The organism is Streptomyces sp. ADI96-02 (genome assembly GCF_003846185.1).
Lineage (GTDB): Bacteria > Actinomycetota > Actinomycetes > Streptomycetales > Streptomycetaceae > Streptomyces.
Genome location: NZ_ML123034.1, coordinates 5441418 through 5456058, shown reverse-complemented (window position 1 = coordinate 5456058; position 14641 = coordinate 5441418). Strand labels below are relative to the sequence as shown.

Below are 14641 nucleotides of genomic sequence, written 5' to 3'. Positions count from 1 at the left end.
CTACCTCCCCCGCCACTTCGGGGACCGCTTCTCGGTGAAGGCGGCGTGGAACTCGGCGTAGTCCTCGCCGTGCATGAGGAGCGCCTGGGTGGCGGCGTCCATCTCGACGGCGGCGGCGAGCGGCATGTCCAGTTCGGCGGTGAGCAGCGCCTTGGTCTGGGCGAGGGCGAGCGCGGGGCCGTCGGCGAGGCGGCGGGCCAGCTCGGCGGCGCGGGCGCCGGCCCGTCCCTCCTCGGTCAGCTCGCTGATCAGCCCGATTCGCTCCGCCTCGGGGGCGCGGACCGCTTCGCCGAGCATCAGCAGCCGGGTGGCGTGGCCGAGGCCGACGACGCGGGGCAGCAGGTAGGCGGCGCCCATGTCGCCGCCGGAGAGGCCGACCCGGGTGAAGAGGAAGGCGAAGCGCGCGGACGGGTCGGCGATCCGGAAGTCGGCGGCGAGGGCGATGACGGCCCCGGCCCCGGCGGCGACGCCGTGGACGGCCGCGACCACCGGGAAGGGGCACTCCCGCAGGGCCCGTACGACCTGTCCGGTCATCCGGTTGAAGTCCAGGATCTGGGCGGTGTCCATCGTGAGGGTGGCGCCGATGATCTCGTCCACGTCCCCGCCGGAGCAGAATCCGCGCCCCTCCCCGGCGAGGACGAGGGCACGGGCGGAGCGTTCACGGGACAGCTCGGCGATCAGGTCGCGCAGGTCGGCGTAGGCGCCGAAGGTGAGCGCGTTGAGCTTCTGCGGGCGGTCCAGTGTGACGGTGATCACACCGTCATCCCTGGTCAGCCGGAGATGCCGCCACTTTTCAGTGCGCGGGGCGGAGCTGGGAAACGGGCTCATGAAGGGGTCCCCTTCAGCAATCGGGCGGGTTGCCGGCCGTGCGCTGGTCGCGTTTCGCCTCCGAAGTTATCACTCATACGTGACTACCGTCACGAGCGCGCAATACAGCGGCCATGAGACTGTTGTGGCGAAAGTCCCGTTTGCACCGGTCGACCGCCTCTATGGCAGCGCCCGCGCGCTTCGTAAGGTTGACCCCGGGAAGTCTCGATTCGGGATGCCGACGAGTCGAGAAGTCCGGAGTCGATGAGTCCGATGAGCCGAGAAGTCCCGCGACCGGAAAGACCGCTCCCGAAACGGAAACCCGCCGTGCCGTCCGATGTCCCCGTTCCCGCATCCTGGCGGATCGCCCTGCCGCATTCGACGGCGGCCGTGCCGATCGCCCGCGCTCTCGTGCGCACGGCGCTCTCGGACATCGACGCCCCGGCGGACAGCGACACGGCCGAGCTGCTCACGGCCGAGCTGGTGGCCAACGCGGTGGAGCACACGCTGGGCGGTGAGCCGATCGAGCTGGTCGTGGAGCTGCTGCCGACCGGTTGCCAGGTCGAGGTGCACGACCGCGACCCGGCCCCGCCGGGCGACCTCTCCCGGCCCCGGCCCGGCCGCGAGTTCGACGTCGACCCGTGGCAGGAGCACGGCCGCGGCCTGCTGCTGATCCGCACGCTCAGCTCCGCCTGCGGTCACCGCACCACGGAGCACGGCAAGGCCGTCTGGTTCACACTCCCGGCGATACCGGCACAGGGCGGTGCGTCTCCGGAGAGCTGACCAGCCGGGAGCGCGAGCGCCCGTAGCAGGTGTAGAGCAGCGAGCCCGCGGCGAGGAAGACCGCGAACTGGAGCCAGGTCGTCCAGCCGGTCCCGTACATCAGGTAGAGGCAGAACGCGACGCCGAGCAGGGGCGTCACCGGGTGCAGCGGCACCCGGAAGCCGCGCTTCAGCCCGGGGTGCCGGCGGCGCAGCACGATCACCGAGACGTTGACCGCGACCATGGTGGCGAGCGTGCCGATGGTCGTCAGGTTGACGACGGCGTCGAGCGTGGCGAACGCGGCCGGGACGGCGAAGACGCAGGCCACGATCCAGGTGTTGGCGACGGGGGTGCCGGTGCGCGGCGAGACGCGCTCGAAGACGCGCGGGATCAGCCCGTCGCGCGACATCGACATGAGGATGCGGGTCTGCCCGTACATCACGGCCAGGACCACCGAGGCGATGGCCACGACCGCGCCGAAGGCGATGACGCCGCCGCCGACGGCGGAGCCGGTGACCTGGTTGACGACCAGCGAGAGGGCCGCGGGCCGGTCGGACACGGCGTCGGCGCCGAGCGCGCCGATGGCCGAGAGCGCCACCGCGCAGTAGAGCAGCGTGACGAGGCCGATGCAGATCAGGATGGCGATCGGGATGTCACGCCGGGGGTTCTTGACCTCCTCGCCCGCCGTGGTGATGGCGTCGAAGCCGATGTAGGAGAAGAAGGCCAGCGAAGCGCCGGCGGTGATCCCGCCCAGCCCGTGGCTCGCGAACGGCATGAGGTTGCCGTCCTGGAACGCGGTGAACGCGACGGCGCAGAACACCAGCAGGATGCCGATCTTGAGGACGGCCATGGCCGCCGTCGCGGTCGCGCTCTCCCGCACGCCGCGCACCAGCAGGACGGCGGCCATGGCGATCACGGCGATCGCCGGCAGGTTGACCACTCCCCCGTCGCCGGGTCCGGCGGACAGGGCGCCCGGCAACTGGACGCCGATCAGGCTGTGCAGCAGCTCGTTGACGTACTGGCTCCAGCCCACCGCCACGGCCGAGACCGAGACTCCGTACTCCAGCAGCAGGCACCAGCCGACGAGGAAGGCGGTGCGCTCGCCGAGCGCGGCGTACGCGAAGGAGTACGAACTGCCCGAGACGGGTATCGCGCCGCCCAGCTCCGCGAAGGAGAGCGCGGTGAAGATGCAGGTGACCGCCGCGAGCACGAAGGAGAGGACGACCGAGGGACCCGCCTCGGCGACGCTGTCGGACAGTCCGACGAAGATGCCGGTCCCCACGATGGCGCCGACGCCGAAGCAGACCAGTTGGAAGAGGCCCATGGTGCGCTTGAGCCCGTGGCCCCGCGAGTCGCCGCCGGACTCGGCGATGAGCTGCTCGGGGCTCTTGCGGCGCAGACCGGACGGGGCGGCTCCGGGAGACGTGGCGGTGCCGGGAGGCGTGGTGGTCCAGGGGCTGGGGAGACCGGGGCTCATGGGGGCGTTCTCATCTCTGGTGGCGCAGTGGTGCAGTGGGGCGGCGGGGAAGTGGGGCGGCGGGCGTGACGACGTGTGGGGTGCGGGTGCGCGGCGGTGGGGGCGCGCGGGAAAGAGGTCCGAGCCTGTGAGCCCGAACCCCACCAAGAGCCGACATGCTAGCCACGCCCGCGCATATTAACCCAATCGGGTGCATGCGCATGCGAACCGCCGCCCGCGCGGTTAGGCCGCGGAGGGCGGGGCGGCGGCCTACGGTCCGGTGAGCGTGGCGACCAGGACGGCCTTGATCGTGTGCATCCGGTTCTCGGCCTCGTCGAAGACGACGGAGTGCTCCGACTCGAACACCTCGTCGCTGACCTCCAGCTCGCTCAGCCCGTGGACGGCGTGGAGGTCCTGGGCGACGCGGGTGCCGAGGTCGTGGAAGGCCGGCAGGCAGTGCAGGAACTTCACGTCCGGGTTGCCGGTGGCGCGCAGCACGTCCATGGTCACGGCGTACGGCCCGAGCGCGGCGATGCGCTCGGCCCACACCTCCTTGGGCTCGCCCATCGAGACCCAGACGTCGGTGGCGATGAAGTCGGCGCCCCGCACCCCCTCGGCCACGTCGTCGGTGAGCGTGATCGACGCGCCGCTCGTCCCGGCGAGCTCCCGCGCCCGTGCCACGACCGCGGGCTGCGGCCAGTACGCCTCGGGGGCGACGATCCGGACGTCCATGCCGAGCAGGGCGCCGGTGATCAGGTAGGAGTTGCCCATGTTGAAGCGGGCGTCGCCGAGGTAGGCGAAGGCCGTCTCCGTGACGGGCCTGCCGCCGTGTTCGGTCATGGTGAGCACGTCGGCGAGCATCTGGGTGGGGTGCCAGTCGTCGGTGAGCCCGTTGTAGACGGGAACGCCGCCGTGAGCTGCCAACTCCTCCACGGCCTGCTGGCTGTCGCCCCGGTACTCGATCGCGTCGAACATCCGGCCGAGCACCCGGGCGGTGTCCTTCACCGACTCCTTGTGGCCCATCTGGGAGCCGGAGGGATCGAGGTAGGTGGTGGAGGCGCCCTGGTCGGCGGCGGCGACCTCGAACGCGCAGCGCGTACGCGTCGAGGTCTTCTCGAAGATCAGCGCGATGTTCTTCCCGGTCAGCCGCCGGACCTCGCGCCCCGCCTTCTTCGCCGCCTTGAGCTCGGCAGCCAGCGCGACCAGGCCGAGAAACTCCTCGGACGTGAAGTCCAGTTCCTTGAGGAAGTGGCGGCCGGTGAGGTCTATGGCCATGGTGACTGCTCCTGGGTGGGACGTGGATCGCGAGACTATCGTGGAAGTCTATACGATCCTCCGTATCTCTATACGGACTCCTATCCTCTGCGGAACCCCTGGACGGGATCGCGCTGGATGGGGCAGCTCATGCAGCGCGGCCCGCCCCGCCCCCGGCCCAGTTCGCTGCCCCGGATCTCGATGACCTCGATGCCCTGCTTGCGCAGATGGGTGTTGGTGGTCGCGTTGCGCTCGTAGGCGACGACGACGCCCGGCTCGACGGCGAGCACGTTGCAGCCGTCGTCCCACTGCTCGCGCTCCGCCGCGTGCACGTCCTGCGTCGCGGTGAGCACCCGGATCCCGTCCAGACCGAGGGCGGCGGCGATGGCCCGGTGCATGTGCTCGGGGGGATGGTCGGTGACCTTGAGCTCGCGGGGGCCGCTGCCCGGCTCGATGGTGTACGAGCGGAGCATGCCGAGCCCGGCGTACTGGGTGAACGTGTCGCCGTCGACCATCGTCATCACCGTGTCCAGGTGCATGAAGGCCCGGCGCTTGGGCATGTCGAGCGCCACGATGGTCCGCGCGGAACCCGCGTCGAAGAGCCCCCGGGCCAGCATCTCGACCGCCTGCGGCGTGGTGCGCTCGCTCATCCCGATCAGCACCGCGCCCTGCCCGATGACCAGCACGTCACCGCCCTCGATGGTGGAGGGGTAGTCGTCCTGTCCCTGCGACCAGTGGTGGAAGGCGCCCGCCTCCGCGCCGGTGAAGAGCGGATGGTGGCGGTAGATCGCCTCGAAGTGGACGGTCTCGCGCCGCCTGGCCGGCCAGCGCATGGCGTTGATGGAGACGCCGTCGTAGATCCACGCCGAAGTGTCCCGGGTGAACAGGTGGTTGGGCAGCGGGCCGAGCAGGAAGTCGTCCAGGTCCATCACGTGGAAGCGGACGGAGGTCGGCTCGCCGTGCCGCTCCAGGAACTCCCGCTTGGTCATCCCGCCGACCAGCGCCTGGGCCAGCTCGGCCGAGGGCAACTGCTCGAAGGCGGCCCGCAGGTGCTCGGTGGCGAGCGGCCCGTACTCCTTCTCGTCGAAGACCCGGTCGAGCACGAGGCGGCGTGCCACCGGGATGTCGAGGGACTCCTGGAGCAGGTCCCCGAAGAGGTGCACCTCGACGCCCCGGTCGCGCAGGACGTCCGCGAACCCGTCGTGCTCCTCGCGGGCGCGGCGCACCCACAGCACGTCGTCGAAGAGGAGCGCGTCCTTGTTGCGCGGAGTGAGCCGCTTCAGCTCCAGATCGGGGCGGTGCAGTATGACGCGGCGCAGCCGCCCGACTTCGGAGTCGACATGGAATCCCATACCTCCATCCTCACCGGGCGGAGCACGGTTCACCCCGCGAATCGCCCACGGGTTCGGGCGGAGGCGGCGGACCGGCCGGCCGCCCCGCCCCTTCCCGTGCACAGAAACGCGGGTCCACCGTGTTCACAGACGCGGGTCCACCGTGCTCACAGACGCGGGTCCACCGGCTCCGACTCCAGGGCCAGGACGGCGAATACCGCCTCGTGGACCCGCCACAGCGGCTCGCCGCCCGCCAGGCGGTCCAGCGCCTCCAGACCGAGCGCGTACTCCCGCAGCGCCAGCGAGCGCTTGTGGCCGAGGACCCGGGAGCGCAGACGCGCCAGGTTCTCCGGGCGGGTGTACTCGGGTCCGTAGACGATCCGCAGGTACTCCCGCCCCCGCACCTTGACGCCGGGCTGGACGAGCCGGCCGCGTCCGTCAGGGGCGGCCCGTACGGGTGTGGAGCGCGCCGGTGGGGCCCGCCGCGCCGAACCGCGCGGTCGCGGCGGCGGCGTCCTTGCAGACCAGCGCCACGGCCCGCGAGCCCATGTGCTTCTCCTCGCACACGACGCGTCCGACGCCGTCCGCACGGAACTGCGCGAACGCCTCGGCCGGGTGCTCCAGGAAGCCGTTCTCACCGGAGGAGGCGGCCGGGGCTGAGGTGTCCCCCGGAGTGTGGACACCAGGGATTCATGCCGCGAGTGTGAGTCTACGTTCTGTTTGGTGCTGTTGTTCGAACTCGACGGGTGAGAGATTGCCGAGCGAGCTGTGCGGTTCGGTTCAAGAAAGAGGTACGACCAGGCAGCCTTGGCCAGGCACTGCATGGTTGAGCCCTAACGTCGGTGGGCCTCGGTCAGACCACACGTTTGTCACGTGGTGGTCGGACTGAGGCTTTATGCGAACGGTCCGATCACCGGGAAGGCACTCGGACCCTTGAACATCTCTCTCGTGTCAAGGTGCTGATCGTTGTGATCTGCCCCTTGGTCTCAATCATCGTCGGCATCGTGGCGGGCCTGCTCAGGCACACGCCCGCCGCTCCTAAGGCCCCAGCCGTTCTCTTCGGCGGAGGTGCATTCGGGGGCTCGCTGACCCTGTGCCTGCTCGTGATGAGTTCGGTGGGGGTGCTCTGACTCGCCGTGCACCCACAACGTCATCAACGCGGGTTCAGCGCACGCCTGGTTGCGTTGATGACGTTGTGGGCGTCGGCCCCGTACACGGCCGACTCACGGAGGGTGCGCCAGACCTTCGAGTACAAGGCGACGTTGTCGGCATCGTCCAACCACATCTCGGCGTGCCAGTCCTCCGCGACCACCAGGCGGTCATCAAGGACCCAGAACCCGTTGGCGGGCACGATCTTCACGGACGCCGTGAACGGGATGACACCCAGCTCCACCGTGTCCATGCCGATCATTCCGGTGAGGCGGTCGAGCTGGGCGACCAGCACGGAGGGCGGGCAGATCAGCGACCGCAACGCGGCCTCCCACATCAACACGTGCAGCTTGCGGCGAGGCCGGTACAGCCACTCTTGCCGCTGCGCCCGGGAGCGCACGGCGGCCTCAATGTCGTTGGCTCCGCCCAGCAGCTCGGAATATCGCTGGACGACGTGGCGGGCGTACTCGGGGGTCTGCAACAGACCCGGGATCACCGACTCTTCCCAGATCCACATCTGTGAGGTGCGGTCGATCTCCGCACTCAACCCCTCGTGCAGCGGCTTGAAGCCGTTCGCCAGCGCGCGACGCCACGACCTGATGTGGGACTCGAACCCCGCCAGCCGGGCGGCCAGCTCGGCGTACACGCCCGGCTGCTCGGTCGCGTCGGCCCACGCCTTCAAGTCCTCGGGGGTGGCCGTCTGCTTGCCGTTCTCCAGCTTGCTGACTTTGGAGCCCCGCCAGCCGAGACGCTGGGCGAGCTGCTGACCGGTGAGCCGACCACCAGGGCAGGTGAACCGAAGTTCGCGCAGTCGCGCGCCCAGGGCCACCCTGGCTTGCTGATAGTCGGTGCTCACCGATCACGCGTCATTCGGTCGCGGCGAATTGATCGAACGGGATGGCGTGATGCATCGCCGCGTCACGGACGATGGCGTACCGCACGACCTCAGCCGGTTCGGTGATCAGCTCGATGTCCGTGATGTTGTCGGCATCATCGAAGCGCAGCACGGCGACGATCCGCGAGTCGAAGATCCAGAAGTCTTCGGCGGGCAGGTCGGTCGCGTCCTCGCGCCACAGGTACCGGATGTCCTCGCCGACCGCCGCGTTGTGCCGGGCGTAGTCGAGTAGGAACCGCTGCTCGGTGGTCATCGCCTTGTCGGCGAGGCGCACCCGACCGACGCGCTTGCCTGCTTCGGTCTGGGCCTTGATGTTGACGAACCAGGGCTCGTTGGGATCGCAGGGCGAGGAGCCGGTGGCCAAGAACTCCTGAAAGTCGGGGTCCTCGCGGTCGGACGCGTAACCGCGTCGGGTCTCCAGCCGCCAGGCGGTGTGCTTGAAGGTCTCGAACAGACGCCGGAAGGTGGCCCGGTCCACGAGTTCGGGCACGCGCTCAATCTCCTTCGGTCCCCAGTTCACGAGCAGTTCGCGCGGCACGACCACCGCCGCATCGTCCGGCCCGAAGTGCTGGAGCTGCGCGAGGTCTCCGGGGTCGGTCACGGGCGCGCCTTGAACGATGATCTCGCCCGTGCCCTCGTCCGTGTGCAGCGCGGGGCAACCGTCGACCTTGCTGTCTGTGCCGGTGAAGCGCAACTGACGAGCCATGACGCTCTCCCTTCCAGGGGTGTTGATCAACAGCATGGCCGGAGTCACAGCCCGGTTCTACGGGGTCAGGCACGGCCCATGAGAAAACGTCAGCAATCTTCACGACCCGTCGAGCAAATTCGAGAAAACAGCATATCGCGGACCAACTACCCACTTCTAGCATCCGGTTCATGGCGACCAAGGAAGAGCAGGACATCGACCCGTTCACGGCAATGGAGACCCTCAGAGCAGCACTGGCCGGGGCGGGCATCGTCCTCCCCTCGCTCGCGGTTGACGCCGCGTCCCCCGCGCTGAAGCTCGTGGAGCTGGGGCGGGTGCGCGCCGACGTGGCCGTACGGCTGGCCGAAGCGATTCAGCGAGGGGGCATCCAGTGACCGGGTTCGAGAAGTCAGCAACGACCCTCAGCCACGGCGCGCTGCCCTACCCGCGCGGAACCCTCGTGGTGGACACGATCTCGGAACGCACGGGCCTACTGGTGGGCGTCCTTGAGGAACGTCTCAAGGACAGTGGAAAGGTCGTCAGCCGTCAGGCGTTCATGCGCCCGCAGGGTGGCGGCCAGGAATGGGACGTGCCGCTTGATCGCGTCCAGCCCGTCGAGAAGTAACCAGACCAGCAACTCAGCGCCTCGTCACCAACTACTGGATGGCGGGGCGCTGTTGCGTGCCGTGCCGTAGTATTGACGGCAGTGGGCTAAAGGCCCCGCGCACCTGTGCGCCCCGCGTGAAACCGGGAGGGCAGGACAAACCAGCCTAAGTGACTGGGCACGGCGCAATCGCAGCCGCCGCGTCGACGATGTCAGTCATGACTCTGGGTTGGTGGGTATGGCATGACCGCATGACCGCATGACCTGGGCCAACCACGTTGGCCCATCCGAGAACATTTGCGTGCCGCATCAACGCAGGTGTCTCGGTCCGAACCGTAGGGTTCGGATCGAGGCTGCCTGCGCACCCGATCCGACCCATGACAGGGAAGGTCAGGATCGGTGGACGGCACCGCCATCATCGTCATTCTCGCCATCGCTGGCGTGGCTTCCGTGCTGCTCTTTGCGCTCAAAGGGCTGCTGGACCAGGTCCCGGACGTGATCGACTCCGCCGGGAAGGCGCGCGACGCGTGGCACCGCTTCAAGAAGCCCGAGGTGCCGCCCCGGGCGGACGACCAGGAGCCGCCCATGGCCGTGTAGGCCCGTCGTGGGGTCTTCGTGGCTCTCCCTGGACATAGAGACGCCCGCCGGTACTCGCCGCCCGGCGGGGCGTCTCTGTGCAGCGGGAGGGCCGTCCGTGGGCTCCTACGCGGGAACCATGATCCGGAACGGAATGATGCCCCGGGAAATGGCTCCGACCATCGCCATGACGCGGCGCAGCACGCCGGGGCCGTCGGGGCCGCGGTCGACGAGGTCGCCGACGAAGACCGCCGTACGCCCCTCGGGGTGCGCGCCGTCGACGTAGCCGAGTCTGCCGAGCAGGGTCTCCAGCTCGGAACGGCAACCGTGGACGTCCCCGATGACGTCGAAGGGGCCGGTGAGGTGCCGCAGGTCGTTGTAGCGCCGCTCCCGGACCACTTCGGCCCGCCCGGCCTCCTCCTCGGTGCGCAGAACGTGCACCTTGCGGAAGCCCTCGCGCTCCAGGCCGCGCAGCGAGCGCCGCAGCTCGCGGCAGTGGCGGCGGATGACGTGCCGGGGCATGTCGGCACGGTCCGGGCGGCCCGCGTTGCGGGCGGCGCAGACCTTGCGGCGACGGCGGTCCGGGTGAAGACGGCCATCTGCGTCGGCGGTCCCACCTCGGGGTCGTCGGGCCCGACCGACGCGTACGCCACGGTGTACCCGTGCCGCTCGGCCGTCCGTCCCGCCCACGCGCGGAACTCCGCCCTGGTCCACTCGAAGCGGTGGTCGCCGTGGCGCACCCGACCGGCCGGAAGCGTCTCCCAGCGCACGTTGTACTCGACGTTCGGCGTGGTCACGATCACGGTCCGAGGACGCGCCGAGCCGAACACGGCGTACTCCAGAGCGGGCAGCCGGGGCAGGTCCAGGTGCTCGACGACCTCGCTGAGCACGGCGGCGTCGCATCCCTGGAGCCGCTTGTCCGTGTACGTGAGCGAACCCTGCTGGAGCGTCACCCGGCCCGCCTGGCGCTCCCCCAGCCGCTCCAGCTTCAGCCGCCGCGACGCGAGGGCGAGGGCGCGCATCGACACGTCGACGCCGACGATCTCGGTGAAGCGCACGTCCTTGAGGAGTGCCTGCACCAACTGGCCCTGTCCGCAGCCCAGATCGAGGACGCGGCTCGCCCCGGCGGCGCGCAGCGCACCGAGGATCGCGGTGCGCCGCTGCTCGGCGAGCGGAACGGGCCGCTCCTCGGTGTCGGTGCGCTCGTCCACCGCGTTGTCGACGCTGTCCACGTCGAGGTCGTCGGCCTCGGCGAGGCGCGCCAGCTCCAGGGCCTGCGCGGCCCGCCGGGTGAGCCCCCAGCGGTGGGAGAGGTAGCGCCGGGTGATCAGGTCGCGTTCGGGGTGTCCGGCCAGCCAGCCCTCACCGGCCCGCAGCAGCTTGTCCACCTCGTCGGGCGCCACCCAGTAGTGCTTGGCGTCGTCGAGCACCGGCAGCAGGACGTAGAGCTGGCGCAGGGCGTCGGCCAGCCGCAGCTCGCCCTCCCCCCACCAGGCAATTTCAGCGCTCCAGCAGCGCCGACAGATCCGCGATCAGCTCCGGCCCCACCCGGCAGCAGCCTCCGACGAGCCGGGCCCCCGCCTCGGTCCAGGCCCGCACCCGCGCCGGGTCGAACGTGCTCCGCCCCGTCCACCGCCTCGCTCCGGCGTCCCACCCCTCCCCGCTGTTCGGATAGACCACGGCCGGCTTGCCGGTGATCGCCACGGCCAGCTCGACCGCTTCCCCCGCCTCGGCCGGATCGCAGCAGTTGACCCCGACTGCCACCACGCCGTCCCGCCCGGCGGCCCGCGCGAAGGCTTCCTCCAGCGGTTGCCCGGCACGGGTCCGGCCGCCCGCGACGCTGTAGGAGAGCCAGTGCGGCACCCCGCTCTCCTCCGCTACCCGCAGCAGCGCCTCCGCCTCGTCCGCGTCCGGCACCGTCTCCAGGGCCAGCACGTCGGGACCCGCGGCGGCGAGCGCGGCCACCCGGGGACGGTGGAAGCGCTCCAGCTCCCGCACCGTCAGCCCGTACCGCCCCCGGTACTCGCTGCCGTCGGCGAGCATCGCCCCGTACGGGCCGACCGAGGCGGCGACCCAGATCTCCCGCGCGGGGTCCGTCCGGTGCGCCGCACCGGCGGCCCGCCGGGCCAGCTCCACACTGCTGCCGAACAGCCGCCCGGCCCCGGCCGGCCCGATCCCGCGACGGGCGAACCCCTCGTACGTGGCCTGGTAGCCGGCGGTGATCAGGACCCGCGCCCCGGCGCGCAGATACGCCAGGTGCGCGGCCTCGATCTGCTCCGGCGCGTCGACCAGCAGCCGCGCCGACCACAGCGCGTCCGACAGATCGCAGCCCTGCGCCTCCAACTGGTTGGAGAGGCCGCCGTCCAGCGGGACGGGCCCCTCGGCCAGCGCGTCGGCGAGCGTACGGACGGAACCCACGGCCCCCGCCTCCCTCTCCTCTCCTCGGGTCAGGTCAGGTCAGGTCAGGTCAGGTCAGGTCAGGTCAGCTGGGACTGGATCTGCGCGGAGATCAGTTCCAGGTGGTCCAGGTCGTCCAGGTCCAGGACCTGGAGGTAGATCCGGGACGATCCGATCGCCCCGTACCGCCCGATCTTGTCGACCACCTCGGCGGGCGAGCCCGCGAGGCCGTTCGCCTTGAGCTCGTCCACATCCCGGCCGATGGCCGCCGCCCGGCGCGCGACCTCCGCGTCGTCCTTGCCGGCGCAGACGACCAGCGCGTTGGAGTACACCAGGGCGTCCGGGTCGCGCCCGAACTCCTTCGCGGCGGTCCGCACCCGGCCGAACTGCTTCTCGCTGTCCTCCAGGGAGGCGAACGGGATGTTGAACTCGTCCGCGTACTGGGCGGCGAGCCGCGGGGTGCGGACGGCCCCGTGGCCGCCGATCAGGACCGGCACCTTGGCCTGGGCCGGCTTCGGCAGCGCGGGCGAGTCGGACAGCTGGTAGTAGGCGCCGTCGAAGTCGAACGTCTTGCCGACCTCCGTGGACCACAGGCCGGTGATGATCGCCAGCTGCTCCTCCAGCCGGCCGAACTTCTCCTTCGGGAACGGGATGCCGTACGCCTTGTGCTCCTCCTCGAACCAGCCCGCGCCCAGGCCCAGTTCGACCCGGCCGCCGGACATCCGGTCGACCTGGGCGACCTGGATGGCCAGCACGCCGGGCAGCCGGAACGTGCCCGCGGTCATCAGCGTGCCGAGGCGGATCCGGCGGGTCTCCCGCGCCAGTCCCGCCAGGGTGATCCAGGCGTCGGTCGGTCCGGGCAGACCGTCGCCCGCGCCCATGTGAAGGTAGTGGTCGGAGCGGTAGAAGGCGTCGAAGCCCAGGTCCTCGGCGGCCTTGGCGACGGTGAGCAAGGTGTCGTAGTCGGCCCCCTGCTGGGGCTCGGTGAAGATGCGAAGGTCCATGCCTCCATCCTGCCCCCTGCCTGGAGGGTCCTGTCCCCGCCCCTGGCCCGCCCCGCCGCTACGGGCCCGCCGTCGACGAAGCGGGCCCGCGTATTCCGCCGCAGGGGCCGTCGCGCTCCCGCTCCGCCAGCCGTCTCAGCATTCCGTGCACCCGGTCCAGCGACTCGTCCGCGGCGTCCATGGCCTCGATGCACTGCCAGTACAGCCCGTCCTCGCCCGTGTCGCAGGCGACGCCGACGAGGGCGATCCCGGCCTCGCCGAGCAGCAGCGCGAGGCCGGACAGCGCCGTGCGCACGTCCGTGATCCCGGAGAGCTGCCCCGCCCGCGCCCCGCCGGAGCGCACCATCGGGTGGTCCAGAGCCGCGCATCCCGCACCGATCTCCCCCAGGGCGCGCGCCTCGCCCCGTAACTCCCTCGGCCCGCACAGCGCCAGTCTGCTGCCGACCGTCCGCGCCAGGGTCTGGGCCTGCCACGCCTCCGCCATCACGTCCAGCGCGCCCCGGCTGTCCGCCAGGGCCCGCCGCCCCACCTCGATGAGCCGCTCCGCTTCCATGCGCTTCCCCCGTCCGTACGAAAACCCGCTCACCTCATTCATTACCCACAGTGAGGTACATGCCACCGTAAGACCAGGGGAATTCGGAAATCTGTGGACACCTGGTCGAGTGTGGATAACCAGCTCACTCCGAAGAGTGACAATCATCCTGCTTCGGCGGGCTCGCTGGGGGGAACCGCTCCTCATTCCGGTCGATCTTCGCCGCGAGCGCGGCCAGCGGGTCGACGCCCACCACCTGGCAGAACTGGAGGAGATAGGCGAGCACGTCCGCGACCTCGTCGGCGACCCGGTGGGCGGAGGCGGGATCGTCCATGATCGCGGCGGACTGCTCGGGCGTCAGCCACTGGAAGATCTCCGCCAGTTCGGCCGCCTCGACGTTCAGGGCGATCGCCAGGTTCTTGGGCGTGTGGTACTGCTCCCAGTCCCGGGCCGCCGCGAACGCGGCCAGCCGGCGCTGGAGTCGGGGCACATCGAGTTCTGTCACGGCCCCAGATCTACCACCGCCGCCGCCCGCACCGTCCGTCGGCCCGGGTGCGGCGGCGCGGACCACCGCACCCGGGCCCGCGCGCACCCGGACCCGCGCGCCACCGGGCGCACGTGCCCCCGGGCCGGCGCGCCCGCGGCACACCGCCGCTCACGCGTGCGGGAGACCGGCCGGTGCGACCCCTTCGACCTCCATGCCGACCGGGGCCAGGAGGAAGACGTTGCGGTCGACGCGGTGCATGCCGCTGCCGAGCCCGAAGACCACGCCGCTGCTGAAGTCGAGGATGCGCTTGGCCACGTCCGTCTCCGCCGCCGTCAGGTCGAGCAGCACCGGAACCTGGGCGACCAGGTACTCGGCCACCTCGCGGGCGTCGGCGAAGACCTGCACCCGCAGCACGACCAGGCGGCGCTGTTCGGCCCCGCGCTCGTCCGGGACCGTGCGGTGGTCGATCCGGGACGGCCACTCGTCCCGGCCCCGCAGCGGTACGACCTGGGCGAGCCCCTCCCACTGCTCGTCGGTGGCGTCGTACCTGTCGTACCTGTCGTGCCTGCTCACAGAGCCACCCCGTCCGTGCGCCGGACCGCTTCGCGCCGGCTGCGCTCACTGTTCATCGGGCAATCCTCTCGCCCCTCACCCGTTCGGCGTACCAACGACACGGCCCGGGCGCGGATCGGATCAGGATCG

General features: G+C 70.7%; 15 protein-coding genes and 3 pseudogenes. 4 read left to right on the top strand and 14 right to left on the bottom strand.

Annotated features, from left to right (window positions below; genetic code table 11):
• Complete coding sequence (locus tag EES43_RS23830) at positions 1 to 828, bottom strand: enoyl-CoA hydratase family protein (RefSeq protein ID WP_124270611.1); 828 nt, start codon at positions 826 to 828, stop codon at positions 1 to 3.
• Between the two features lie 306 nt (positions 829 to 1134).
• On the opposite strand from EES43_RS23830, the gene EES43_RS23825 reads away from it, so the two are divergent.
• Positions 1135 to 1590: an ATP-binding protein gene (locus EES43_RS23825; RefSeq protein WP_124270610.1), complete on the top strand. Its 456-nt coding sequence runs from the start codon at positions 1135 to 1137 to the stop codon at positions 1588 to 1590.
• On the opposite strand, the gene EES43_RS23820 is transcribed toward EES43_RS23825, so the two are convergent.
• The 6 genes and pseudogenes from EES43_RS23820 to EES43_RS23795 all read right to left on the bottom strand — a co-directional run bounded on the left by EES43_RS23820 (position 1541) and on the right by EES43_RS23795 (position 8360).
• The gene (locus EES43_RS23820; RefSeq protein ID WP_124270609.1) at positions 1541 to 3046 is read right to left on the bottom strand and encodes an amino acid permease; all 1506 of its coding nucleotides are present in this window, start codon (positions 3044 to 3046) and stop codon (positions 1541 to 1543) included. The two genes, EES43_RS23825 and EES43_RS23820, sit on opposite strands and share 50 nt — an antisense overlap.
• 249 nt (positions 3047 to 3295) lie before the next feature.
• Positions 3296 to 4300 carry an ornithine carbamoyltransferase gene (argF, locus tag EES43_RS23815; protein WP_124270608.1) on the bottom strand — a complete coding sequence of 335 codons (1005 nt, stop codon included), beginning with the start codon at positions 4298 to 4300 and terminating at the stop codon, positions 3296 to 3298.
• 80 nt (positions 4301 to 4380) lie between these two features.
• Positions 4381 to 5631 carry an arginine deiminase gene (locus EES43_RS23810; RefSeq protein WP_124270607.1) on the bottom strand — a complete coding sequence of 417 codons (1251 nt, stop codon included), beginning with the start codon at positions 5629 to 5631 and terminating at the stop codon, positions 4381 to 4383.
• 146 nt (positions 5632 to 5777) lie between these two features.
• Positions 5778 to 6267: pseudogene (locus tag EES43_RS23805) on the bottom strand (hypothetical protein); the annotation flags it as partial.
• 496 nt (positions 6268 to 6763) lie between these two features.
• A complete protein-coding gene (locus EES43_RS23800) occupies positions 6764 to 7615 on the bottom strand; it encodes a helix-turn-helix domain-containing protein (protein WP_124270606.1) in 852 nt (283 codons plus the stop codon).
• Positions 7616 to 7625: 10 nt separating this feature from the next.
• Positions 7626 to 8360: a DUF6879 family protein gene (locus EES43_RS23795; protein WP_124270605.1), complete on the bottom strand. Its 735-nt coding sequence runs from the start codon at positions 8358 to 8360 to the stop codon at positions 7626 to 7628.
• Positions 8361 to 8530: 170 nt separating this feature from the next.
• Here EES43_RS23795 and EES43_RS23790 point away from each other — a divergent pair, with 170 nt between their 5' ends.
• From EES43_RS23790 to EES43_RS23780, 3 genes are all read left to right on the top strand, one after another.
• The gene (locus EES43_RS23790) at positions 8531 to 8734 is read left to right on the top strand and encodes a hypothetical protein (protein WP_124270604.1); all 204 of its coding nucleotides are present in this window, start codon (positions 8531 to 8533) and stop codon (positions 8732 to 8734) included.
• Positions 8731 to 8964 carry a hypothetical protein gene (locus EES43_RS23785; protein WP_124270603.1) on the top strand — a complete coding sequence of 78 codons (234 nt, stop codon included), beginning with the start codon at positions 8731 to 8733 and terminating at the stop codon, positions 8962 to 8964. Before EES43_RS23790 ends, EES43_RS23785 begins: the two co-directional genes overlap by 4 nt.
• Positions 8965 to 9342: 378 nt before the next feature.
• Complete coding sequence (locus EES43_RS23780; protein ID WP_124270602.1) at positions 9343 to 9540, top strand: hypothetical protein; 198 nt, start codon at positions 9343 to 9345, stop codon at positions 9538 to 9540.
• Between the two features lie 156 nt (positions 9541 to 9696).
• On the opposite strand, the pseudogene EES43_RS23775 reads toward EES43_RS23780, so the two are convergent.
• From EES43_RS23775 to EES43_RS23745, 7 genes and pseudogenes are all read right to left on the bottom strand, one after another.
• A pseudogene (locus EES43_RS23775) lies at positions 9697 to 10086 on the bottom strand (metallophosphoesterase); the annotation flags it as partial.
• Positions 10087 to 10100: 14 nt separating this feature from the next.
• A pseudogene (locus EES43_RS23770) lies at positions 10101 to 11003 on the bottom strand (3' terminal RNA ribose 2'-O-methyltransferase Hen1); the annotation flags it as partial.
• 16 nt (positions 11004 to 11019) lie between these two features.
• Entirely contained in the window at positions 11020 to 11937 is a 918-nt protein-coding gene (gene mmuM / locus EES43_RS23765; protein ID WP_124270601.1) for a homocysteine S-methyltransferase, read from the bottom strand.
• Between the two features lie 59 nt (positions 11938 to 11996).
• Positions 11997 to 12920: an LLM class F420-dependent oxidoreductase gene (locus EES43_RS23760; protein ID WP_124270600.1), complete on the bottom strand. Its 924-nt coding sequence runs from the start codon at positions 12918 to 12920 to the stop codon at positions 11997 to 11999.
• 58 nt (positions 12921 to 12978) lie between these two features.
• Positions 12979 to 13473, bottom strand: a complete 495-nt coding sequence (locus tag EES43_RS23755; protein ID WP_124270599.1) for a DUF6099 family protein — start codon at positions 13471 to 13473, stop codon at positions 12979 to 12981.
• 124 nt (positions 13474 to 13597) lie between these two features.
• Positions 13598 to 13957, bottom strand: coding sequence for a nucleotide pyrophosphohydrolase (locus EES43_RS23750; protein WP_124270598.1), 360 nt, complete (start codon positions 13955 to 13957; stop codon positions 13598 to 13600).
• Between the two features lie 150 nt (positions 13958 to 14107).
• Positions 14108 to 14512 (bottom strand): cell division protein SepF, encoded by a 405-nt coding sequence (locus EES43_RS23745; protein WP_124270597.1) that lies wholly within the window; start codon positions 14510 to 14512, stop codon positions 14108 to 14110.
• Positions 14513 to 14641: the final 129 nt, after the last annotated feature.